The organism is Ferrovibrio sp. GW821-FHT12E11, from assembly GCF_058806975.1.
This window is the reverse complement of record NZ_JBXAQG010000001.1, coordinates 1,395,041-1,416,387: the sequence shown is the minus strand read 5'-3', so window position 1 is coordinate 1,416,387 and position 21,347 is coordinate 1,395,041. Positions and strand designations below refer to the sequence as shown.

Sequence of the window (21,347 nt, the reverse complement as noted above, 5' to 3'; positions counted from 1 at the left end):
GCGTTTGGAGGCACCGGATGAGCGGCGACCAAGTTCTGATTTTTGACACCACGCTGCGAGATGGCGAGCAATGCCCCGGTGCGTCTATGACGGTTCCGGAAAAGATCGCGATTGCCGGTGCCCTCGACACTCTTGGGGTCGACATTATTGAAGCCGGTTTTCCGGCTTCTTCCCGCGGCGACTTCGAAGCCGTTCAGATGATTGCCGCGGAAATCAAGAATTCCACGGTCTGCGCGCTGTCTCGTTCGCGCCTTGACGATATCGATGCCGCCGCATCGGCCCTCGGGCCGGCGAAACGGCGGCGTATTCATACTTTCATATCAACTAGTGCTCTTCACATGCAGTACAAACTGCAAATGAAGCCAGACGACGTGTTGTCGGCGATCAGCGCCTGTGTGGGCCACGCGCGTAATCTCTGTGATGATGTGGAGTGGTCCTGCGAGGATGGAACACGTAGCGATTTCGATTTTCTTTGTCGTTGCTTTGAGGCGGCAATAAAAGCCGGGGCTCGTACCGTGAATATTGCGGACACGGTCGGCTATATACTCCCGGAAGAGTTCTATGATCTTGTTTCCCGGCTGCGCGCGACCGTTCCGGGCATGGATAAAGTTACATTCTCGGTGCATTGCCACGACGATCTCGGCTTGGCGACATCCAATTCTCTCGCCGCGATACGCGCGGGCGCCCGGCAGGTCGAATGCACGGTCAATGGAATCGGTGAACGGGCAGGCAATGCTTCATTGGAAGAAATTGTCATGGCGATTTTCACGCGGCGTGACGAGTTGAAGGTTGTGACCGGCGTCCACACGGAAAATCTGACCAATACATCGCAGCTGGTTTCCAGTGTTACCGGATTTACCGTCCCGCCCAATAAAGCGATCGTCGGCAGTAACGCTTTTGCTCATGAATCCGGCATTCATCAGCATGGCGTCCTCATGAATCGTGGCACTTATGAGATTATCGAGCCGCGTAAAGTTGGGGCGAGCGGCAGTCTTCTGGTTATGGGCAAGCATTCCGGGCGGCATGCGCTTCGCGCCCGGCTCGAGGCATTGGGCGTAAGCATCAGCGAGAACCAGTTGCAGGATATTTTTATCCGCTTCAAGGACCTCGCGGATGAGCGGAAAGTGCTGGACGACGATGACATTCTTGCCTTGCTCGAAGATGACAAGGAACGGAAATCGCATCGGCCGGCGCTGAAGAACCTGTCTGTCCAGGTCGAGGCCGACGGCATGGCAAAAGCCCGTGTCGCCGTGGAGATCGATCATGTTGTTCGGGAAGCGGAAAATACCGGAACCGGCGCATTCGAGGCAATCGCCGCGGCCCTGCATGATGCCTTGCCGCACCCACAGACCCTTGCCAGCGTCGGCATGCAGGCCGTGGTCGGCACTGGGCTGCCCAGCGCCAAGGTAACTGTGCGTCTGGATGGTCCCGGCGGCAAGCACGCAATCGGCCAGGGTATATCGCCTGACCCCAACATGGCCTTTGCGCGCGGATATCTTATCGCCCTGGTGGTCGCCCTGGACGGTGCAACGGAAGCTGATTCTAAAATCCATGCGAAGGAAAGCGTGTAATGCAAAAGGCAGAAAAGAGAATTGAAACCACGGCTTCCGGCATTGATTACGATATTGCCAACTATCCGGATAACGGTTGTGCCGATCTCGGTGACATCCTCGATCCGAAAGCCTGCGCGGCTTTGCGCGCCTGGATCGATGCGCGCCGGCCTGTCAGCAAGGACATTTTTTATCCGTCGGAGGCCGAGTTCCGTGCGCAGGGACGGTGGCGCAACTACGCGCCGGGCCGGGATTCGCACAATCTTCTGCTTGATCCATCCCTTGACCTCTCTTTTATTGAAGCGAATCCGGGTTTTATTACGCTGATGCAGAGGCTGTGCGGCGAGGATTACGAAATATTTAAAAAATCCATCATTCGTTCGATGCCCGTCTGGGCGACTCCGGAATGGCTTCTGGATTATGTGATGGATGTTGGCCGTCCGAATATGAATCCCTTCGTTCGAGACGAGTATCAGGATGTGCAGTATTTCCTGAATACGGATTTCCACCAGGACAAAACCCGACCGGAGAGCGACTTTGTCACCGTCTATGTGTATCTGGATGATGTCGATCCAAGATATTCCGCTCTTAAAATCCTGACCGGCAGTCACAAGCTTGGCATGACGGTCTATCCGCATTCGGTGCGGCGGTCGATGCGGAATCCGGAGCAATGGTTCTATTCTGATGGTCTCGGCAATCATATGGAATGCGCCATGAAGACGGTCACCGGTGGCCCGGGTTCCATATCGATTTTCCATTGCATGACCCTGCATGGCACGGGCTTCAACGATAGCCCGAATCCCCGCATCTCTTTGCGCTATCTGGTTCGCAAGCGCGCCGGCAATACAGAGAGCAATCTGCACGACCAGGCCAACGCTAAGGTCATCGGCCCGATGCGACTGCTGCATACGCGCCTGGATGTCGGCATAGAAGGGGCGTTCCAGAGAATCGGTTCTTCCCTGTTGTCGTATGACGAGCGTTAAGGCCTGATTCGGCGATGACGAAACGCAGCGTTTCGGTCTGTGTCACCTGTGTCGGCGGGCGTCTGATCTATGACATCGTCCGTGGTCTGAGGGACGCGGACGATCTTGATGTCAGAATTATCGGCGTCGATGTCAATCCTGACGCACATGGACGGTTGCTCTGCGATGTATTCGCCACAGTGCCACGCGCCGAGGATTCGGATGCGGCGTATATTGATCGTATAGAAGCGCTTCATCGGCAGTATGGCATCGATGCGATCCTGCTGCTGTCTGAGGGCGAGGCGCGTGCTGCAGCGCTGCACAGGGATCGACTGATCGCCTGCGGCATTCGGCCATCGGTCAGCAGCTATGAAACGGTGGCCGGTCTGACCGACAAGCTTGCCCTGCTTCGCCACGCGGAATCGAAGGAGATTGATGTCGGCCCTTATGTCGGCGTTGAGTCCCGGGTGGAGGCTGAAGCCGCCATCAAAGCGCTCGGATACCCAGCGCGACGGGTTGTCCTCAAGCCCCGGCGCGGCGCCGGCTCGCGAGGCGTTGTCATTCTAGATGCAACGGAAGTTGCCTGGCGCGCCTTGTTGCCAAACCGCTTCTGCGGCACCGGCGATATGGACGCCGCATTCTCGGCCATGCAGCAAGAAGCCATGGATTTTAGCAACCTGATCGCCGTTCCACATGTTGATGGACCGGTGTATGACGTCGACTGCATTGCGGTGCAGGGCCAGCTTGTTGATGTGGCGACCCGCCTGCGACAGCTGCGCAATCCGTTATGGCCGACAAGCACGGGCCATAAGGTCGACATGCATCCCGCCGTCATCGAAATGGCACGGCAGCTCTGCGCCGCTTTCATGGTTGATGGGGCTGCTGATTTTGATATCGCGTTGGACCAGCAGGGCAAGGCCGTTCTCTTCGATGCGGCGGCGCGCTTCAGCGGTTCGGTCGGAGGGTCCCTGGCGGCTGGCGCAAACTTTCCAGGCCAGCTTCTACGGGTTCTGCTCGGTCTGCCGCATCGCCCGCTGCAAATTCGCAATGGAACCGTGCTGCGGCCATACACCACGATGGCTGAAATCCCAGCCAGCAACGAGCATGACTATCTTTGATGTCGCTGCGTAGCCGTATTCGGAACCGACTGGCCCCACATTCGCGTATTGCAATATGGGGTGCCGGCGGGCTGGGCCGTACGGCTATGCGGTATTGGTTGCCGGCCGAGAGGATTGTCCTGGCCGTCGATGGTAATTCGGCGACGACCGGACAGACTATCGGGTCCTGCCTCGTAGAGGATGCGAAACAGGCCGATCTCTCGACAATCGACGTGGTGGTGATCTGCACCAGCGCCCATATTGAAGTGGTGGACGAATTGCGGCATCGGGGATTTCAGGGCCGCACATTTTATATATACGAACTGTTCCTGCCGGAGGATGGCAGCCCGCTTGATGAACTGCAGGCGCTGAAGATAGATATTGCCGTATCCAAGAACGATATTTGGCCGCGTTTCCTGCTACTGAAACCGCAGATTCTGGTCAACATCACCTTCCGTATCGGCAACTGGAGCAGTCAGGGCGGCTGGCGCCTGCCGATCTACTGGCTGTTCTATCTGTTTCATCACCTGGCCTGTCTGGTGACATCGATCCAGTTGCCGCTGGGCACGCCGATCGGCCCGGGCCTGCTGTTTGCCCATTACGGAACGATTGTTTTCACGCGCCGCGCGCGCATCGGATCGTTCTTCACGATCTATCATGGCTGCACGATAGGAACGAACGACTCTGGCGAGGGGCCGCTGGTCGGAGATTATGTTTATCAGTATGCGGGCTCCCATGTTCTGGGACGCTGCCGCATCGGCGACCGCACGAGAATCGGAGCGAATGCGGTTGTTCTGGATATGGAGTGCCATTCGGCCTCCACCCTCGTCGGAATCCCGGCCCGTGTCGTGGGGCAGGCTCCGAGCAAGGAATAGACGGGTATGAAGATTACCTATTTCGCCAATGCCATGATCCTCCTTGAGGGCCGCGACAGTCGCGTGCTGTGCGATCCCTGGGTAACATTTGACCGGAAATCGACCAGCGGGCTCTACACGTTTCCGGAATTGCCGCTGACGCCGGAACAGGTGAAGGCGCTGACGCCGGATTTTATCTATATAAGCCATACGCACGAAGATCATTTTGATCCGATTACGTTGGCTTTGTTCCCGTCGGACACGCCGGTTCTGGTGGCGAATTACCTGCAGAACTTTACCGAGAAGAATGTCCGGGCACTTGGATTTACCGATGTGCGCGTGGTCGATGGCGTGAAGGGCGCAGCGTTGAACGGTGACGACTGGTGCTGGATTGAGCCAAATGGCGCATATCCGGAAGTCGATTCCTTGCTGGTCGCCCGCATTGACGGTGTGACGGTCGCCAATCTCAATGACAATCCCTTCGACCAGAAGCAGTGCGAGGATCTGGCAAAAAGATTCTCACCGATCGATCTGGCCTGTGTGCCCTTCAGTTTCCAGGGACCATATCCGGCCTTCTATGAAAACCTCGAAGAAGGCGAGCGGGCTGCAGAAGCGGAACGCAAGAAGTTGCGCAACTATGAGGTCATGACCCGATTTGCGGAAACTTTGAAGCCAAAGCAACTGTTCCCTTTTGCAGCCGGGGCGTTGTATGGCGGAGCGCGCGCCCGGCTTTTTCCTTATTTTGGTGTGGGCACCTGCGCGGACGCTGTTGCCTACGCAAAAAAGCGGGTCGACTTCGTTCCGCTTCTGTTGTCGCAGGGGTGCAGCTATGACTTCGATACTGGGCAGTATGGCGGTACTTACCAGGAGATGCTCTATGCCGATCATCTAGATTATATCGAGGATATCGCGACAAAGCCGAGCATGTTCGATGAAGGCGGGCGTTTCTGGATTGCCCCGAGCGAGCGCATCAACCTGGTCAGACTGCTCCAGCGAGCCAGGCAGCGCCAGAAGATGTATCAGGATCGCCGAAACTATGTTTCAGGCGGTGTATTCTATCTTGATGTCGGAGCCGACCAGTTGTACCGCTTTCCGCTGTCTAACGAGACAGTAACCATGATGCGGGAAGTGGATATCGTCGACGAGGTCTACGAGATATTCCGTATCCCCTACAGCCTTCTGATCGGTGTCCTGACCGGGCATTACAACTGGTCGAACGTTAAGACGCAGTATGTAAGCTTTTATCGCAAGCCCAATATATTCAATCCCGACCTGCACATTCTGATGTCGTATCTGCAGGTATGATGCCGATGAGAGCTGTTGCCATCATCCAGGCGCGAATGACGTCGACCCGGCTGCCCGGCAAGGTGCTGGCTGATATTGGCGGCAGGCCCAGCCTGCAGGTCATGATCGAACGCATCCGGCCGACACAGGGTCTGACCGAGATTGCTGTTGCGGCAACCGTGTTGCCGCCGGACGATGCCATCGAAAGCCTGTGCCGCGATATGGGAATCCGGTGCTTCCGCGGCGATGAGCAGGATGTGCTGGGCCGCTATGTTGCCGCGGCGGCGGCTTTCTCCGCCGATATCGTGGTGCGGCTGACGGCTGATTGTCCCATGCATGATCCCGCCGTGATCGAACAGGCGCTACAGCTTTTTGCCAAAGGTGGCTACGATCACGTCTCCAATGCAGTGCAGCGGACCTATCCAGATGGCCTCGATGTGGAAGTGATGAGTCGGGCCGCACTGGAGCGGGCCGGTCGCGAAGCCAGTCATCCCTTCCTGCGCGAGCATGTGACTACGTATATCCGCTGCAGCAAGCCGGAACTGGGTTGTGGCCAGTTCTCGCTCGGTCATATCCTGAACGACAGCGACCAGTCGGCCATGCGCTGGACGGTCGATCGCCAGGAAGACCTGGATCGCGTGCGCCGTTTTTTCGCCGGCCTGCCGCAAGGATTTTCCTGGCGCGAGGCGGCCAGACGCAATGATGAATTCTCCTGAGGCACCGAGGTAATCATGCCCCGTAATTACGAAAAGTCGCTGGCGTTATACGAACGCGCGACCCGCACCATTCCGATGGGCACACAGACTCTCTCGAAAGCCTCGATCTCGCTGGTGAAAGGCGCGGGCCCGTTGTTCCTGCAGTCGGGCAAGGGCGCCCATGTCACTGATGTGGATGGCAATGTTTTCGTCGACTACATTCTCGGTCTGCTGCCGGTCGTCATTGGCTATGCGGATGAAACGGTCAATCAGGCCGTGATCGGGCAGGTGGAGCGCGGGGCATCCTTCTCGCTGGCCACGCCGCTGGAAGCCGAGCTGTCGGAACGGCTGGTCCGGCTGATTCCGGGCGCCGATATGGTGCGTTTCGGCAAGAACGGTTCCGATGTCACCACGGCGGCGATCCGGCTGGCCCGCGCTCATACCGGCCGCGAGGAAGTTGCCATGATGGGCTATCATGGCTGGCATGACTGGTATATCGGCACCACAGCGCGCGATGCCGGCGTGCCGGCCGCCATCAAGGCGCTCTCGCATGCACTGCCGTTCAACGATGCGGATGCTCTGGAAGACCTGCTGCGCAAGCGCGGCGACAGGATTGCCGCGCTTATCCTGGAGCCTTCGAGCAAGACGCCGCCGCTGCCCGGTTTCCTGCAGAAGGTCCGGGCCTTGACCGAACAGTATGGCGTGATCTTGGTCTTCGATGAGATCATCACCGGCTTCCGGATCGCCATGGGCGGCGCCCAGGCCTATTACGGCGTCACGCCGGACCTGTCATGTTTCGGCAAGGCGATGGCAAACGGACTGCCGCTGTCGGCGCTGGTCGGCCGGGCCGATATCATGCGGGGCCTGGACCGGATTTTCTTCTCCACGACATTCGGCGGCGAGGCGTTGTCGCTGGCGGCGGCCATTGCCACGATCGACAAGCTGGAAGCCACCGATGGACCGACGCGGCTTTGGCGCCTGGGTGAGCGGTTGATCACTGGTGTCAACGCGCTGATGGACCGCTATGGCCTGGGCAACCAGATCCGGTTCGAAGGCGAAGGCTGGTGGCCGCGACTGGCGCTGCATCCGGAAGGCGCGGTCGATGCCGGCCTGCTCGGCGGCTTACTACGTCAGGAACTCGCCGAGCGCGGCATATTGCTGGCGTCGAGTTTCAATCTCTGCCTGGCCCAGGATACGCCGGCGGTGGAAGCCGAAACGATGACGGCCTTTGCTGCTGCGGGCGAGACGCTGCGCGCGGCCCTGGCCAGCAGCGACCCGCGGCAGTTCCTGCGCGGCGAACTGGTCGCCCCCGGCTTCTCGGTGCGATGACAATTCGGCTCCGGCCTGCCGGCAGTGCCGATGCCGCGCAGCTGTTCGACTGGGTCAACAGGCCCGACTCGCTGGCCGGCAAGCGGCATACGACGGCCGCCATTCCGTGGGACATCCATGTTGCTTGGCTGACGCGCCAGCTTCAGGATCCGGCTTCCGGACTGTGGATCGTCGAACAGGATGGCGTGGCCGTGGGCCAGGTGCGCCTGGGCAATACGCCCAGCGGTCGACGATTGGTTGATATCTATGTCGTGGCGGCGGCCCGTCGCAACGGTCTGGCCTCGGCCGCGCTTCGGCTGGCCCTGCAACAGGCTGCAGCCCGCTGGCCGGGGCAACCGGTCCATGCCGAGGTGATGGCGGATAACCAGCCGTCCCACCGTCTGTTCCGGCATCTGAGTTTCGCGCCGGCTGGTGGCGACGATACATACATGCTTTACGAATTCACACCGCAAGGCGGAGACAGACCATGACCCAGGGCAGGCCCCGCCGCGTAGCGGTGATCGCGGCGCATCCGGATGACGAAGTGTTGGGCTTTGGCGGCGCCATTGCGCGGCATGCCGATGAAGGAGCCGAGGTGCGGATTCTGATCCTCGCCACCGGCCTGGCATCGCGCGGCCCTGCTGCGGCCGATGCGCTGGCCGCGCTGCAGGATCACGGGCATCGGGCCGCCGCTATCCTGGGCGCCGGCATCGAGTTTGCCGACTTCCCCGACAACCGCATGGATTCCGTGCCGCTGCTGGATGTGGCGCAGCGTGTGGAAGCCTTCCTTGCCGGCTTTGCGGCCGAGCAGATCTATACACACCATGCCGGCGATCTCAATGTCGATCATCGCATCACCCAGGCCGCCGTACTGACAGCCTGCCGGCCGTTGCCCGGTGCCGTCACGCGGACTCTGCTGGCCGGGGAGGTGAACTCGGCGACCGACTGGGCTGGCCCCAACGCCGCCCCCTTCATGCCGACCGAGTATCTCGATATCGGTGCGACACTAGACCGCAAGCTGGCCGCCATGGGCTGCTATGCGGGCGAGTTGCGCGACTGGCCGCATGCCCGTTCGCTGGATGCCATCCGCGCCCAGGCCCGTTTCCGCGGTGCCCAGGCTGGCCTGCCGGCCGCCGAGGCCTTTATCACCCTGCGTCGTCTGGCCTGATTCTGTGGCGGGAGCAATGACACATATCGTTACCGTGGTCGGCGCGCGGCCGCAATTCGTCAAGGCCGCAACCCTCTCGCGCCGCCTGCGTGCTGCTGATATGGGGGGATTGCGGGAAACCATCATCCATACCGGCCAGCATTACGACGATGCGATGTCCGGCAGTTTTTTCCGCGATCTGGGCATTCCGGCACCGGCTTTGAATCTGGATGTCGGCAGCGGCTCTCATGGCGCGCAGACCGGTGCTATCATGGCCAGCCTGGAGGCGGCTCTGCCCGATCTGGCGCCGGACCTGATTCTGGTTTATGGCGACACCAACTCCACCCTGGCGGCGGCACTGGTTGCCGCCAAGGCCGGTATTGCGCTGGCCCATGTCGAGGCGGGTCTGCGCAGCTTCCGCCGGGCCATGCCGGAAGAGATCAATCGCGTCGTGACCGATCGCCTGTCCGATCTGCTGTTCTGCCCGTCGCAGGGTGCGGCAGACCAGCTGCGGCGCGAAGGCCGCGATCAGGGCGTGCATGTCTGCGGCGATGTCATGTATGACAGCTTCCTCTACTATCGCGACCACGCGGATGCGCAGGCGGCAACGGCAAAGCACGGTTTGTCCGGGCGACCTTTCATTCTGGTCACGCTGCACCGCGCCGAGAATACCGACGATCCGGCGCGGCTGGCCTTCCTGTTCGCGGCATTGAGCCGTGTTGCTCAAACCATGCCGGTGCTGCTGCCGCTCCATCCGCGCACACGCCAGGCCATTGCCCGTCTCGATATCCGCCCCGGTCCGGGTATCCGGATCACCGACCCGCTGCCCTATGCCGAAACCATCGGCCTGGTCAGTGCCGCTGCGGCGGTGGCGACGGATAGCGGCGGCTTGCAGAAAGAAGCCTTCTTCGGTGCAACGCCCTGCATCACGCTGCGCGATGAAACCGAATGGGTCGAAACCGTCGCGGCAGGCTGGAATCGCCTGATGCCCAAGGGTGACGAGGCTCTGGTGGCAGACAGCATCCTGCAGGCGGCGGCCGAGCGGCCTGCGGCGTCCCCGCCGCCGCTATTCGGTCGCGGCGATGCTGCCGGCGAAATTCTGGCCGTGCTGAAACAAGCCCGATGAAAGTGCTCTATGTCGCCCGGCTGTTCAGCGGCCTGGAGACCAGCCTCAGTCGCGGGGTCTGGGCGCCATCCGGCGTTCCCACCATTTTCAAGATCATCGAGGAACTGGCGCGGACGGCAAAGCCGCTGCGCCTGATCCTTGCCCGCAAGCCCGGGCATGGCAGCTGGCAGCGCCGGGACGATACCGATCTGGCCTGTGCCGGCCTGCCGGCCGAAGGCCGGGTGCTGGCCGGCGCGGAACGTTATCCGGCCTGGCTCGGTCGCCTGGGACGCATCCTGACCGAGGTGCGCCAGGCCTGGCTGATTCTGCGTGAAGTGCGTCAGTTCCGGCCCGACCTGATCTATATCGACCACGGCAATGCCTGGATTGCCGGTGTGCTGGCGCGCTGGGCGACGGCACCGGTTGTGTTCCGCGTCATGGGCGTCTATCCGGCCATGCGCGAAGCCCTGGTGGCACGGCGGCCGGCTGCCGTGCTGTTGCGCTGGTGCTATCGCGCGCCCTATGCCGCCGTGATCTGCACACAGGATTCCAGCGGCATCGAAACCTGGCTCGAAACGGCGTTGCATCCGGCGGTGCCGCGCCATGCGCTGGTCAATGGCGTCGATCTGCCGCCAGCCGACACGGGCAGTTCGGATCTGCCGTTCCGCAAGCCGGATGGGGCAACCACCGTAGGGTTTCTTGGCAAGCTCGAATGGAGCAAGGGCTGCGATGAGTTTCTCGCCGGCTTTCTTGATGCCTGGAAAAAAGCGCCGGGCCTGCACGCGGTTTTTATCGGCGCCGGCAGCCGTGAAGCCGATCTTCGCGCCGTTGCGCAGGCGGCCGGCGCAGCCGACTGCGTGACCTTTGTTTCCCGCGTTCCACATCCTGTGGTGCTGAAACTGCTGCGCGAGATCGACATCTATGTGTCGATGAATCGCTTCGGCAATCTCAGTGTCGCCAATCTGGAAGCCATGCGGCTGGGTCTGTGCATGGTGTTTCCGGCCGCCCAGCCGGAAACCGGCGTGGATGTCCTGACCGAACTTTACATGCCGGACAATACGGCCCTGCGCATTGCATCGGCAGCCGACAGCGCCGGCCTGAGTGCCGCGATCACCCGGTTGCATGCCAATCCGGACGAGCGTCGTCAGCGCGCAGCAGCGACGGCCAATGCGGCTGCCGCATTCATTCCCGGCTGGCGTCAGCGGATCGATGCCGAAATGGATATCATTCGCGGCGTTGCCGCCGGTCGTCAGTCCTGATCCGTCAGGCCGCGAGGCGGACAGCCGCGATGATCCGGTCTGCCACGGCATCCGGCATGAATGGGTGGAAGGGCAGGCTGAGAATGTCGCGGCTCAGCTGCTCACTGACCGGCAGCGACCCGGCACCGGCGCCAAAGGTCTCATAGGCAGGCTGCAGATGCATCGGGCGGGGATAATAGACCGCGGTCGGAATGCCGGCTGCCTTCAGCTTCGTAGCCAGCGCGTCGCGCTCGGGTGTCAGGATCGAATACTGCGCCCAGGCGCTGCGATGCCCGTCCAGGCGCCGGGGCGTCGTCACCACGCTGGCAAGACCCGCATCGTATCGCGTGGCCAGCGCCTCGCGCGCCACCAGTTCATCGGCAAAACTCGGCAGCTTGGCCAGCAGGATGGCGGCCTGCAGGGTATCCAGGCGGCCATTCACGCCAACCCGCACGATATCGTATTTGTCATCGCCTTTCCCATGTGCGCGGATCGAGCGCAGGATATGGGCCAGGCTGTCATCGTCGGTCATGATGGCGCCGCCATCGCCGTAGCAGCCCAGCGGCTTGGCCGGAAAGAAGCTGGTCGTGGTCACTGGCGCCAGGGTGCCGACATGACGGTTGTTCTGCATCGCGCCAAAGCTCTGTGCCGCATCGGACAGCACAAACATGCCTTCGCGTTCGGCGAGCGCATTGAGCGCGGGATAATTGGCCGGTAGGCCGAACAGGTCGACGGCGATGATCGCACGCGGGCGCAGGTTGCCGGCCTGTCGGACAGTTTTCAGCGCGGCTTCCACCGAGTCTGTATCGATATTGAAGTGGCGCGGGTCGACATCGACGAAAACCGGCGTGGCGCCCAGCAGCAGCACGACTTCGGCGGTCGCGGTAAACGTGAAGGCTGGCATGAAGACCGCATCGCCCGGACCGACGCCCTTGGCCATAAGCACCATCTGCAGGGCATCGGTGCCGTTGGCGACGCCGATGACATGACGAGCGCCGCAAAAGGCCGCCAGGGCCTGCTCCAGCTCCGCAACTTCCGGACCCAGAATGTAGTTGCCATGAGCCAGGACCTGCGCCACACGGGCATCGACCAGCGGCTTCAGTTTTTCGTATTGCGCTTTCAGGTCGACGAAGGGAATGGCTTCAGGGGACGACATGGCTCACTCGTTGCGAAGCAGGGTCTTGAAAGCGCCGCGGAAGGCAGGAAATACGCTGTCAATCAGAACTGCCGGATCAAAAGGTCAGCCATTATCGATGATGCGCAGAGAGCGTCAATAGCAAGCGCAGCAGCTATGAGCCGTGGTGTGTTTGGTGGAAGTTTGCGAGACTGCCGGCTGCATGGCTGAGCAAAGTTGCCGTCGATGATGAGGGTCGTTGCAGTTCTGCCCAGCCTTGCGGGCGGCGGTGCCGAGCGCGTCACCATCACGCTGTTGCGGAGTCTCGATCTCTCCCGTTATCGGCCGCAGCTGGTTCTGCTGCATGGCGCCGGCCCGCTGGCGGCCCTGCTGCCGGCTGACCTGCCGGTGCTGGATTTGCAGCGCCCGCGTCTGCGGCAGGCCATGCCGGCCTTGCTCGCGGCCCTGCGGCGGCTGCAACCGGATGTGACCTTCTCCAGCCTTGGCTACGTCAACCTGGCGCTGGCGGCGACCCGGTCGCTCTGGCCCGGCCGTCTGGTGCTGCGCGAAGCCAATCTGCCCAGCCTGGCCCTGCCGCAGGCGCCATCGCCGTGGATGACCAGGCAGGCCTACCGGTGGCTCTATCCACGCGCTGATCGCGTTCTGGCAACGTCCCGGCGCATGGCCGGTGAGCTGGCGGCCCTTGGCACACCGGAAGCGCGCCTCGAGATTCTGCCCAATCCTGTCGATGTCGCCGGTCTGCGGCAGCTCGCCGCGACGCCGCAACGCCGTTCCGGCCCGGGACAGTGCTTCGTTGCGGCCGGCCGGCTGGTGGTGCAGAAAGGCTTCGATCGCCTCATCCCGCTGCTGGGCGACCTGCCCGATGCCCATCTCACCATTCTTGGCGACGGACCGCAGCGCGCCGCGCTTCAGGCGCTGGCGCAGCAGCATGGTGTCGCGCTCGACCTGCCCGGGTTTGTGACCGACAGTCCGGCCTGGTTTGCCGGTGCCGATGCCGTATTGCTGCCGTCCCGCTGGGAAGGCATGCCGAATGTGGCGCTGGAGGCTCTGGCCTGCGGCACGCCGGTGATCGCAACGCCGGAGTCCGGCGGCATTGCCGAGATTGCCGCAGTTGCACCGGCGGGTGCAGTGACGGTCGCGGGCTTCGACGCCGCCTTCGCAGCGGCAATGGCGGGCGCAGCGGCGCGCACCGCAATCGGCCTGAGAGACAGTCTGCTGCCGCCGGCCTATGGCTCCGACGCCGTCGCCGTGCAGTTTGCCACGCTTCTCGATCGGGTCATGCAGGGAGATTGATGACGGATGTGCGGCATTGCCGGCCTTGTTGATCTGAATGGCGTTGGTGCAAATGCGCGCGAGCGCCTGGCGCCGGCTTTGCAGCGCATGCGCTTCCGTGGCCCCGATGGTGCTGAAACCTGGGCCGATGCGCGCTGCGCCTTCGGTCATCGCCGTCTTGCGATCATCGACCTGTCGCCGGGTGGCGTGCAGCCGATGGCGCGGCATGACCGCGTCATCACCTTCAATGGCGAAATCTACAATCACGAAGCCTTGCGTCATGAGCTTGAACGGCTCGGCCATATCTTCCAGTCGCGGTCGGATACCGAGGTGTTGCTGGCAGGCTGGAAACAGTGGGGCCGCGACCTGCTGCCGCGGCTCTCTGGCATGTTTGCCTTCGCACTCTGGGATGCGGCAAAAGGCGAGCTGGTGCTGGCGCGTGACCGCTTCGGCAAGAAACCGTTGGTCTATGCCCAGACTGGCGGTCGGATCGGCTTTGCCTCCGACCTGACCGCGCTGCGCGGCATCATGGATGTTGCCGGCGATATCGATCCGCAGGCGCTGAAGCTGTATTTCGCCCTGCGCTACATTCCCGAACCCTGGACGATCCTGAAGGCCGCCCGCAAGCTGCCCATGGGTTCGCTGGCGCGCTTCAGTGCCGCCGGTCTGGTGATCGAGCGCTGGGATACCGGGGCCAGAGCCACGCGGCCGGTCTTCACAGATCGGCAGGACGCCATCGCCGCACTCCGGACGCGTTTCGATGCGGCCGTGGCCGAACGCCTGGTCTCGGATGTGCCGGTCGGCGCTTTCCTCTCTGGCGGCATCGACTCCGCCATCGTCTGCGCATCCCTGGCCAGCCAGGGCCGCAAAGTGCGCAGCTTCACCGTCGGTTTTCCCGGCGCGGCTGAGTATTACGAGGAGCGTCCGGCGGCACGCCGCGTGGCGCAGCATCTGGGCCTCGACCATACCGAAGTCGAAATCGGCAGCGAAGATGCACGTGCTGCTGTCGAGGATGTTTTCGCCGCCTGCGACGAGCCCTTTGCCGACAGCTCGGCCCTGCCGGTCTATCTGCTGTCGCGGGAAACCCGCCGTCATGTGACCGTGGCGCTCTCGGGCGATGGCGCCGACGAGGTGTTTGCCGGCTATCGCAAGTATCAGGGTGAATTATGGGCCGGACGCTGGCAGGCGGTTCCGGCGCCGCTGCGCGGCATGGCCAGGGCGACGCTGGCTGCGCTGCCCGAGGGCAAAGGCCATCCGCTGCTTGAGCGTCTGCGGCAGGCCCGCCGGTTCATGGCCCATGCCGACAAGGCCGCCGTGGCACGGCAGGCCGGCTGGGCCGAGATGCTGGATGAACCCGCATTATCCGGGCTGCTGATCGATGCCCCGGCGCAGCCCAGTGTCGAAAGCCTCTTCGCAGCGCTGCACGGCGCTGCTGATGGCGACGACATCAATCGCATGCTCTATGCCGAGCAGGGACTGGTGCTGAATGCCGACATGCTGCGCAAGGTCGACCTGATGAGTATGGCCAATTCGCTGGAGGTGCGCTGCCCCTTCCTCGATCGCGAGCTGACGGATATCGCGGCCGCCATACCGGGGGCCTGGAAACTGGAACCCGGCCGCGGCAAGGCCATCCTGCGCGATGCCTTCGCCGACCGGCTGCCGGCAGACGTCTTCCAGCTGCCCAAAAAGGGGTTCGAGATGCCGATTGCCGACTGGCTGAAAACCAGCCTGCGCGATCGCCTGCGCGCGGCCAGCGATCCGCAGCGCCTGAAGCGCCAGGGCCTGTTCCATGCAGCACCGGTGCAGCAATGGGTTGCCGATCTGGACAGCGGCTATCGTGATACCAGCTGGCAGCTCTGGGCCCTGATGGGCTTCCAGGCCTGGGCCGAGCGCGAGGGAATTGGTCTTTAGGAGATGGCGCTGCCGCTCAGATCGTAAGGCCCGGCCTTCTCGATCTTCACCTTGATCATGTCGCCGACCTTCGCATCGGCGGCATTTTTTATTTTCACGATGCCGTCGATCTCCGGCGCATCGGCAAAGCTGCGCCCAGTGGCGGTGGTGCGCTTGGTTTCGTCGACCAGCACATCGAGGGTGCGGCCAACCAGGCGCTTGAGACGGCGCGCGCTGATTTTCTGCTGGGTCGCCATGAAGCGCTCCCAGCGCTGCTGCTTCACGTCATCGTCCACATGATCGGGCAGGTCGTTGGCACGCGCGCCTTCGACATTCTCGTATTTGAAGCAGCCGACGCGGTCCAGCTCGGCTTCTTCCAGCCATTGCAGCAGGAATTCGAAATCGGCCTCGGTCTCGCCGGGGAAGCCGACGATGAAGGTCGAGCGGATCGACAGGTCCGGGCAGATTTCGCGCCAGCTCTTGATCCGCTGCAGCACCTTTTCCTGATTGCCCGGCCGGCGCATGCTTTTCAGCACGCGCGGCTCGGCATGCTGGAAGGGAATGTCCAGATAGGGAAGGATCTTGCCGTCCGCCATCAGCGGAATGATCTCGTCCACATGCGGATAGGGATAGACGTAGTGCAGCCGCACCCAGGCGCCCAGGCTGCCCATGGCATCGGCCAGTTCGGTCAGCCGCGCTTTCACCTTGCGGTCGCGCCACTGGCTTTCGGCATGCTTGATGTCGACGCCATAGGCCGAGGTGTCCTGCGAGATCACTAGCAGTTCTTTCACGCCGGCCTTGACCAGACGCTCGGCTTCGTAAAGCACGTCGTTCGACTGCCGGCTCGCCAGCTTGCCGCGCATGGACGGGATGATGCAGAAACTGCAACTATGATTGCAGCCTTCGGAAATCTTCAGGTAGGCATAATGCCGCGGCGTCAGCTTGATGCCCTGCGGCGGTACCAGGTCGATGAAGGGATCGTGCATCGGCGGTGCGGCGTCATGCACGGCATTGACCACGGCCTCGTATTGCTGCGGACCGGTGACGGCCAGCACATCGGGGAAGATGCCGCGGATCTTGTCGGCCTCGGCGCCCATGCAGCCGGTGACGATGACGCGGCCATTCTCGCGCATGGCTTCACCGATGGCTTCCAGCGATTCCTGCTTGGCGCTGTCGAGGAAACCGCAGGTATTCACCAGCACCACATCGGCGGCATCGTAGGAGCCGGAGATGGCATAGCCTTCCGACCGCAGCTTGGTGATGATGCGTTCGGAATCCACCAGGGCCTTGGGGCAGCCAAGACTGACGATACCGACCTTGGGGGCGGCGACGGGGGCGGAAGCTGGTTTACTCATGGCGGCGGCTTATAAGCCCGAATCGGGCGGCTGACCAGCCTGTCCGGCGGCGGATCAGGCGGCTTCGATCTGGCGGAGCGGCATTTTGGTCCGAACCATCCGCCCCATGAGGGATATCAACAGGATAGCCCGGTTGCCGTCGACGGTTTCCTCGAACAGGGCCTGGGTGTCAGCCATCGGCCCCTCGGTGATGCGCAGGGCCTGTCCGCGCTGGAAGACCGGGCCGTTCAGGCGGATGAAGCCCTTTTCGTCCTCGCGCGACTTGATTTCGGCCATCACGGGATCGGGCACCGGCAGGGGGCGGTCGCCGCTCATCACCAGGCCAATGACGCCGACCGTGCCGTTGACCGAGCGCCAGCGCTGCTGCTGCATATCGATGCCGGCAAACAGGTAGCGCGGGAACAGCGCCGTGGCCACGATCTCGGTGCGGCCGGCATGACGCCGCAGTTTCTGGTATTGCGGCAGATAGACCTCGAAGCCTTGATTGCGCAGATGCTGCGCCGCCAGGGCTTCCTTGCTGGACTGGGTATAGACCGCGTACCAGGCCATCATGCCGCGCGCTCCTCATCGGCCGCTTCGACCGGCTTGGTCGTCGTCACATGCAGCAATCGTGGCACCACCAGAAGATCGGTAGCCAGCCGCGGCTGCATCTGGTCATACAGCGCCTGCGGTTTCGCGGAATCGGCGATCACCACGGCTTCCGCGCCCTGGGCCAGGGCGGCATCAAGATCGCGCAGCGCGGGGCGGCCATGGAAGTCGGCGTTACGGCCGGGCGCGATGACGGCGATCACGCTCAGCCCGGCGGCCGAGGCCGACAGCAGGGCGATCTCCGCCAGTTCGCCGCTGCCGGCAATGGCGATGCGCTTCACGCCCTTGGCCGCCAGGGCAACAAAGGCTTCTTCATACTGGGTGCGCGCGCGCCGGAAAAAGGTCAGCGAGGATTCGAGATACTCGGCTACCAGGCGGCCTTTTTCGGCAAAACCCTTCGGAGTCAGGTAATAGGCATAGCGGCGCGCCGGGGCATTATGGATTTTGATCAGACCCTTGGAGACGCAGCGGCGCAGCAGGGCATTGGCTAGGCCGAGCGCGACATCCAGGCGGACGGCGAGGCTGCGCTGGGTATGCTGCTCCGAGCTGCCCACGGCAGCCAGCAGCGCCACCATGGTGGCGGCGTCCTGTCCGCTATCCTCGGATTTGTCCGGCTTGTCGTTCATGGCGTGAACGATAGCCGGATGCCGGGAGCGGGTCAAACAGAATATAATGTTGATTTATCAGGATGAATCAGCCGGCCATGGCTGTTTCCACCGCTGCCGCCATGCGCAGCAGCCGGCGGTCATGGCCATTCCGGGTCACCAGCATCAGACCCACAGGCAGGCCATCGGCCCGCAGCCGCGCCGGCACCGGCAGGGAAATGGCACAGAGATCGAAGAAATTGGCCATGCTGGGGTTGCGCAGCAGCAGCAGGTTGGTCGCCGTAAAGGCGGCCTCGTCCTGGGCCAGATCGGCGATCCGGGGGGCGGTGATGGCGGTGGTCGGCAGCACCAGGGCGTCGAGATCCGCCAGCCGGGCATCCATGGCCCGGATCAGGGCGACGCGGCGGCGCTGGGCGAAGACATAGTCCATCGCCGGGATGCTGCGCCCCCGTTCGATGCGGCCGCGCACCAGCGGATCGAAATCGGCGGCGCGGCTCTCGAACCAGTCGCGATGGATATGAGCCGCCTCGATAGCGGCGAAAGGCCCCTTGGCCGTTGCCTCCAGCATCGGCGCCAGCAACGCCAGCGGCTGGTCGCTCAAGGCAACGCCGGCCTTGCCGAGCAGGCCGAGCGCGGCCTCGAAGGCGTGGGTCACCTGGCGATCCAGATTCTCCAGCAGCAGGCCGCGCGGAATGCCCAGGCGCAGGCCGGCCAGTGGCGCGGCGTCCAGGGCCGCCGGCATTTCGCCGGCCATCACCGCATCGGCCGCGGCGCAATCGGCAACGCTGCTGCCCATCGGGCCGATGCTGTCGAGCGAGAAGGAGAGCGGGAAGGCGCCCTCTGTGGGCACGCGATACTGGCTGGGCTTGAGGCCGACGATGCCGCACAGCGCCGCCGGGATGCGGGTCGAGCCACCGGTATCCGAGCCGATGGTGATCTCGGCCATGCCGTCCGCCACCGAAACCGCGCCGCCCGAGCTGGAGCCGCCGGGGATGCGGGCGCGGTCGGCCGGATTGCCTGGCGTGCCGTAATGCGGATTGATGCCCACGCCGGAGAAGGCGAATTCGGTCATGTTGGTCTTGCCGATGATGACGGCGCCGGCACCGCGCAGGCGGGCGATGGCCGGCGCTTCCGCAGTGGCGGGGCTGGCATCGCGCAGCAGCTTCGAGCCCGCCGTGGTCGGCTCGCCCGGCACGTCGAACAGGTCCTTGATCGAAACGATGCGGCCGTCCAGCGGACCCAGGCTCTGGCCCAGTTTTGCCCGGGCATCCGAGGCGGCAGCCGCCGCGCGGGCCGGTTCGGCATAGGTTTTGGTAAAGACGCGGCTGCCTTCCCCGGCCGGGTCTGCGATGCGGGCGAGACAGGCTTCGAGGCGGGCGGACGCAGAGGCGGTCATCGTCGATTCTCCAGGAGATGCCCGGGCACTATCGCGGATTTGATCCGTTGGGCAAGACCTAGCGATCTTGTTCCGGCCGGCGCATATTTACCCCCATGAGCTTTGTCCATATCTATGCCCGCGTGCTCGGGCTGCTGAAGCCGGAGCGCAAGCTGGCCGTGATGCTGGCGCTCGCCAATATCGGCCTGGCCGGCGTCGGCTTCATCGAACCGCTGCTGTTCGGCCGAATCATCGACGTGATGTCGAATACGGCGAGCCTGACGCCGGACGAGAGCTGGGCCCGGACCATCGAGCTGCTGCTGCTCTGGTGTGCGGCCGGCCTGGGCGGCATTTTCGCCGGCATCCTGGTGGCGCTGCATGCCGACCGTCTGGCGCATCGCCGGCGGCTCGCGACCATGGCATTGTATTTCGAGCATGTGCTCAGCCTGCCGGTCGCGTTCCACAGCGCCACCCATTCCGGCACGCTGCTCAAGATCATGCTCAACGGCGCCGACAACCTGTTCGGCCTGTGGCTCGCCTTCTTCCGCGAGCATCTTTCCACTTTCGTTGCCGTGCTGGCCCTGCTGCCGCTGTCGCTGTACCTGAACTGGCGGCTTGGCCTGCTGCTGATCGGCCTGATCGTGATCTTTGCCCTGGTCAGCGCCATCGTGGTGGCCAAAACCGAGAAGGCCCAGGGGAAGGTCGAGGCCTATCATTCCGAGCTGGCGGCGCGTGCCGGCGACGCGCTCGGCAATGTGGTACTGGTACAGAGCTTCGTGCGCCTGGCACTGGAGGGGCGCGAGCTGGCCAATGTGATGGAACGCCTGCTCAAGGCGCAGTTCCCGGTGCTCAACCTCTGGGCGCTGATGACGGTGCTGAGCCGCATGGCGGCCACCATCACCATCATCTCGATCTTCGTGCTGGGCAGCTGGCTGCATCTGCACGGCAAGACCAGCGTGGGCGAGATCGTCACCTTCATGGGCTTTGCCACCATGCTGATCGGCCGCCTGGAAGCCGCCATGGGCTTTGTCAGTCGCATGTTCTTCCAGATGCATTCGCTGGGCGAGTTCTTCCAGGTGCTGGATACCGCGTCCGCCGTGCATGACGCCCCCGATGCACGCGATGTCGGCAGCCTGAAGGGCGCCGTGGCCTTCGAGCATGTGACGCTGTCCTATGACGACAAGCGCCCGGCCGTGGTGGATGTCAGCTTCGAGATCGAGGCTGGCAAGACCGTAGCGCTGGTTGGCCCGACGGGATCGGGCAAGACCTCGACCATGGCGCTGCTCAGCCGCCTGTGGGATCCGCAGTCCGGCCGCATCACCATCGACGGTATCGATATCCGCAACATGACGCTGGAAAGCCTGCGCCGCAATATCGGCGTGGTGTTCCAGGATTCAGCGGTCTTCCATCGCTCGATTGCCGACAATATCCGGGTCGGGCGGCCGGAAGCGAGCGATGCCGAGGTCGAGCAGGCGGCGAAGCTGGCCGAAGCCCATGACTTCATCATGCGGCAGTCGCATGATTACGCCACCATGGTGGGCGAGCGTGGCGTGAACCTGAGCGGTGGCGAACGCCAGCGCCTGTCGATTGCGCGTGCGCTGCTGAAGAATCCGCCGGTGCTGATCCTGGACGAAGCGACTTCAGCGCTGGATGCAGCGACCGAGGCGCGTATTCAGAAGGCGCTGGATGCCCTGATGCAGGGCCGTACCACCTTCATCATCGCCCATCGGCTGGCCACGGTGCGACAGGCCGATCTGATCCTGGTGCTGAAGGACGGTCATGTGGTCGAACGTGGCAGTTTCAACGAGCTGGCGGCCCAGGGCGGCCTGTTCGCCGATCTGGTGCGCACCCAATTTGCCGGCGCGCATTAGCGCCACCGGAGAGAAG

General features: G+C 63.0%; 19 protein-coding genes. 14 read left to right on the top strand and 5 right to left on the bottom strand.

The genetic code is table 11. From position 1 onward, the window contains the following. Nucleotides 1-17 precede the first annotated feature (17 nt). From AC1ROT_RS06990 to AC1ROT_RS06940, 11 genes are read left to right on the top strand one after another with little or no spacing between them, the layout of a single operon-like run. The gene (locus tag AC1ROT_RS06990) at nt 18-1,571 is read left to right on the top strand and encodes a 2-isopropylmalate synthase (RefSeq protein WP_492997983.1); all 1,554 of its coding nucleotides are present in this window, start codon (nt 18-20) and stop codon (nt 1,569-1,571) included. Beyond that, nucleotides 1,571-2,533, top strand: a complete 963-nt coding sequence (locus AC1ROT_RS06985; protein ID WP_492997982.1) for a phytanoyl-CoA dioxygenase family protein — start codon at nt 1,571-1,573, stop codon at nt 2,531-2,533. Before AC1ROT_RS06990 ends, AC1ROT_RS06985 begins: the two co-directional genes overlap by 1 nt. A 14-nt stretch (nt 2,534-2,547) precedes the next feature. Continuing rightward, nucleotides 2,548-3,630 carry an ATP-grasp domain-containing protein gene (locus AC1ROT_RS06980; RefSeq protein ID WP_492997980.1) on the top strand — a complete coding sequence of 361 codons (1,083 nt, stop codon included), beginning with the start codon at nt 2,548-2,550 and terminating at the stop codon, nt 3,628-3,630. Then, the gene (locus AC1ROT_RS06975; RefSeq protein WP_492997979.1) at nt 3,630-4,484 is read left to right on the top strand and encodes a hypothetical protein; all 855 of its coding nucleotides are present in this window, start codon (nt 3,630-3,632) and stop codon (nt 4,482-4,484) included. Before AC1ROT_RS06980 ends, AC1ROT_RS06975 begins: the two co-directional genes overlap by 1 nt. Before the next feature lie 6 nt (nt 4,485-4,490). Further along, nucleotides 4,491-5,768: an MBL fold metallo-hydrolase gene (locus tag AC1ROT_RS06970; protein WP_492997978.1), complete on the top strand. Its 1,278-nt coding sequence runs from the start codon at nt 4,491-4,493 to the stop codon at nt 5,766-5,768. A gap of 5 nt (nt 5,769-5,773) precedes the next feature. After that, nucleotides 5,774-6,463 (top strand): cytidylyltransferase domain-containing protein, encoded by a 690-nt coding sequence (locus AC1ROT_RS06965; protein ID WP_492997977.1) that lies wholly within the window; start codon nt 5,774-5,776, stop codon nt 6,461-6,463. Between the two features lie 15 nt (nt 6,464-6,478). Then, nucleotides 6,479-7,771, top strand: coding sequence for an aminotransferase class III-fold pyridoxal phosphate-dependent enzyme (locus tag AC1ROT_RS06960; protein ID WP_492997975.1), 1,293 nt, complete (start codon nt 6,479-6,481; stop codon nt 7,769-7,771). After that, nucleotides 7,768-8,241: a GNAT family N-acetyltransferase gene (locus AC1ROT_RS06955; protein ID WP_492997974.1), complete on the top strand. Its 474-nt coding sequence runs from the start codon at nt 7,768-7,770 to the stop codon at nt 8,239-8,241. Before AC1ROT_RS06960 ends, AC1ROT_RS06955 begins: the two co-directional genes overlap by 4 nt. After that, the gene (locus tag AC1ROT_RS06950; RefSeq protein ID WP_492997972.1) at nt 8,238-8,918 is read left to right on the top strand and encodes a PIG-L deacetylase family protein; all 681 of its coding nucleotides are present in this window, start codon (nt 8,238-8,240) and stop codon (nt 8,916-8,918) included. The genes AC1ROT_RS06955 and AC1ROT_RS06950 overlap by 4 nt, the downstream gene beginning before the upstream one ends. Nucleotides 8,919-8,934: 16 nt before the next feature. Continuing rightward, nucleotides 8,935-10,023: a non-hydrolyzing UDP-N-acetylglucosamine 2-epimerase gene (wecB, locus tag AC1ROT_RS06945; protein WP_492969389.1), complete on the top strand. Its 1,089-nt coding sequence runs from the start codon at nt 8,935-8,937 to the stop codon at nt 10,021-10,023. Next, nucleotides 10,020-11,261 (top strand): glycosyltransferase, encoded by a 1,242-nt coding sequence (locus AC1ROT_RS06940; protein ID WP_492969390.1) that lies wholly within the window; start codon nt 10,020-10,022, stop codon nt 11,259-11,261. Before wecB ends, AC1ROT_RS06940 begins: the two co-directional genes overlap by 4 nt. Before the next feature lie 4 nt (nt 11,262-11,265). Here AC1ROT_RS06940 and AC1ROT_RS06935 read toward each other — a convergent pair whose 3' ends face one another. Then, complete coding sequence (locus tag AC1ROT_RS06935) at nt 11,266-12,396, bottom strand: DegT/DnrJ/EryC1/StrS family aminotransferase (RefSeq protein WP_492969391.1); 1,131 nt, start codon at nt 12,394-12,396, stop codon at nt 11,266-11,268. A gap of 204 nt (nt 12,397-12,600) precedes the next feature. On the opposite strand from AC1ROT_RS06935, the gene AC1ROT_RS06930 reads away from it, so the two are divergent. Then, nucleotides 12,601-13,668: a glycosyltransferase gene (locus AC1ROT_RS06930; protein ID WP_492997970.1), complete on the top strand. Its 1,068-nt coding sequence runs from the start codon at nt 12,601-12,603 to the stop codon at nt 13,666-13,668. A gap of 6 nt (nt 13,669-13,674) precedes the next feature. After that, nucleotides 13,675-15,558 (top strand): asparagine synthase (glutamine-hydrolyzing), encoded by a 1,884-nt coding sequence (gene asnB, locus AC1ROT_RS06925; protein ID WP_492997969.1) that lies wholly within the window; start codon nt 13,675-13,677, stop codon nt 15,556-15,558. Here the strand turns inward: asnB and rimO are convergent. From rimO to AC1ROT_RS06905, 4 genes are all read right to left on the bottom strand, one after another. Beyond that, nucleotides 15,555-16,892, bottom strand: coding sequence for a 30S ribosomal protein S12 methylthiotransferase RimO (gene rimO, locus AC1ROT_RS06920; protein ID WP_492997967.1), 1,338 nt, complete (start codon nt 16,890-16,892; stop codon nt 15,555-15,557). The two genes, asnB and rimO, sit on opposite strands and share 4 nt — an antisense overlap. Nucleotides 16,893-16,946: 54 nt before the next feature. After that, nucleotides 16,947-17,444 (bottom strand): transcription termination/antitermination protein NusG, encoded by a 498-nt coding sequence (gene nusG / locus AC1ROT_RS06915; RefSeq protein WP_492997966.1) that lies wholly within the window; start codon nt 17,442-17,444, stop codon nt 16,947-16,949. Further along, nucleotides 17,441-18,106 carry a hypothetical protein gene (locus AC1ROT_RS06910; RefSeq protein WP_492997965.1) on the bottom strand — a complete coding sequence of 222 codons (666 nt, stop codon included), beginning with the start codon at nt 18,104-18,106 and terminating at the stop codon, nt 17,441-17,443. The genes nusG and AC1ROT_RS06910 overlap by 4 nt, the downstream gene beginning before the upstream one ends. A gap of 67 nt (nt 18,107-18,173) precedes the next feature. Continuing rightward, nucleotides 18,174-19,481: an amidase gene (locus AC1ROT_RS06905; protein WP_492997964.1), complete on the bottom strand. Its 1,308-nt coding sequence runs from the start codon at nt 19,479-19,481 to the stop codon at nt 18,174-18,176. Nucleotides 19,482-19,576: 95 nt separating this feature from the next. Here AC1ROT_RS06905 and AC1ROT_RS06900 point away from each other — a divergent pair, with 95 nt between their 5' ends. Beyond that, a complete protein-coding gene (locus AC1ROT_RS06900; RefSeq protein WP_492997962.1) occupies nt 19,577-21,331 on the top strand; it encodes a glucan ABC transporter ATP-binding protein/ permease in 1,755 nt (584 codons plus the stop codon). The last annotated feature ends 16 nt before the right edge of the window (nt 21,332-21,347 follow it).

Excerpts from the sequence above, each read along its gene's own strand:
- AC1ROT_RS06990 (WP_492997983.1), top strand. The coding sequence starts at position 18 with ATGAGCGGCGACCAAGTTCTGATTTTTGACACCACGCTGCGAGATGGC.
- AC1ROT_RS06985 (WP_492997982.1), top strand. The coding sequence starts at position 1,571 with ATGCAAAAGGCAGAAAAGAGAATTGAAACCACGGCTTCCGGCATTGAT.
- AC1ROT_RS06980 (WP_492997980.1), top strand. The coding sequence starts at position 2,548 with ATGACGAAACGCAGCGTTTCGGTCTGTGTCACCTGTGTCGGCGGGCGT.
- AC1ROT_RS06975 (WP_492997979.1), top strand. The coding sequence starts at position 3,630 with ATGTCGCTGCGTAGCCGTATTCGGAACCGACTGGCCCCACATTCGCGT.
- AC1ROT_RS06970 (WP_492997978.1), top strand. The coding sequence starts at position 4,491 with ATGAAGATTACCTATTTCGCCAATGCCATGATCCTCCTTGAGGGCCGC.
- AC1ROT_RS06965 (WP_492997977.1), top strand. The coding sequence starts at position 5,774 with ATGAGAGCTGTTGCCATCATCCAGGCGCGAATGACGTCGACCCGGCTG.
- AC1ROT_RS06960 (WP_492997975.1), top strand. The coding sequence starts at position 6,479 with ATGCCCCGTAATTACGAAAAGTCGCTGGCGTTATACGAACGCGCGACC.
- AC1ROT_RS06955 (WP_492997974.1), top strand. The coding sequence starts at position 7,768 with ATGACAATTCGGCTCCGGCCTGCCGGCAGTGCCGATGCCGCGCAGCTG.
- AC1ROT_RS06950 (WP_492997972.1), top strand. The coding sequence starts at position 8,238 with ATGACCCAGGGCAGGCCCCGCCGCGTAGCGGTGATCGCGGCGCATCCG.
- wecB (WP_492969389.1), top strand. The coding sequence starts at position 8,935 with ATGACACATATCGTTACCGTGGTCGGCGCGCGGCCGCAATTCGTCAAG.
- AC1ROT_RS06940 (WP_492969390.1), top strand. The coding sequence starts at position 10,020 with ATGAAAGTGCTCTATGTCGCCCGGCTGTTCAGCGGCCTGGAGACCAGC.
- AC1ROT_RS06935 (WP_492969391.1), bottom strand. The coding sequence starts at position 12,396 with ATGTCGTCCCCTGAAGCCATTCCCTTCGTCGACCTGAAAGCGCAATAC.
- AC1ROT_RS06930 (WP_492997970.1), top strand. The coding sequence starts at position 12,601 with ATGATGAGGGTCGTTGCAGTTCTGCCCAGCCTTGCGGGCGGCGGTGCC.
- asnB (WP_492997969.1), top strand. The coding sequence starts at position 13,675 with ATGTGCGGCATTGCCGGCCTTGTTGATCTGAATGGCGTTGGTGCAAAT.
- rimO (WP_492997967.1), bottom strand. The coding sequence starts at position 16,892 with ATGAGTAAACCAGCTTCCGCCCCCGTCGCCGCCCCCAAGGTCGGTATC.
- nusG (WP_492997966.1), bottom strand. The coding sequence starts at position 17,444 with ATGATGGCCTGGTACGCGGTCTATACCCAGTCCAGCAAGGAAGCCCTG.
- AC1ROT_RS06910 (WP_492997965.1), bottom strand. The coding sequence starts at position 18,106 with ATGAACGACAAGCCGGACAAATCCGAGGATAGCGGACAGGACGCCGCC.
- AC1ROT_RS06905 (WP_492997964.1), bottom strand. The coding sequence starts at position 19,481 with ATGACCGCCTCTGCGTCCGCCCGCCTCGAAGCCTGTCTCGCCCGCATC.
- AC1ROT_RS06900 (WP_492997962.1), top strand. The coding sequence starts at position 19,577 with ATGAGCTTTGTCCATATCTATGCCCGCGTGCTCGGGCTGCTGAAGCCG.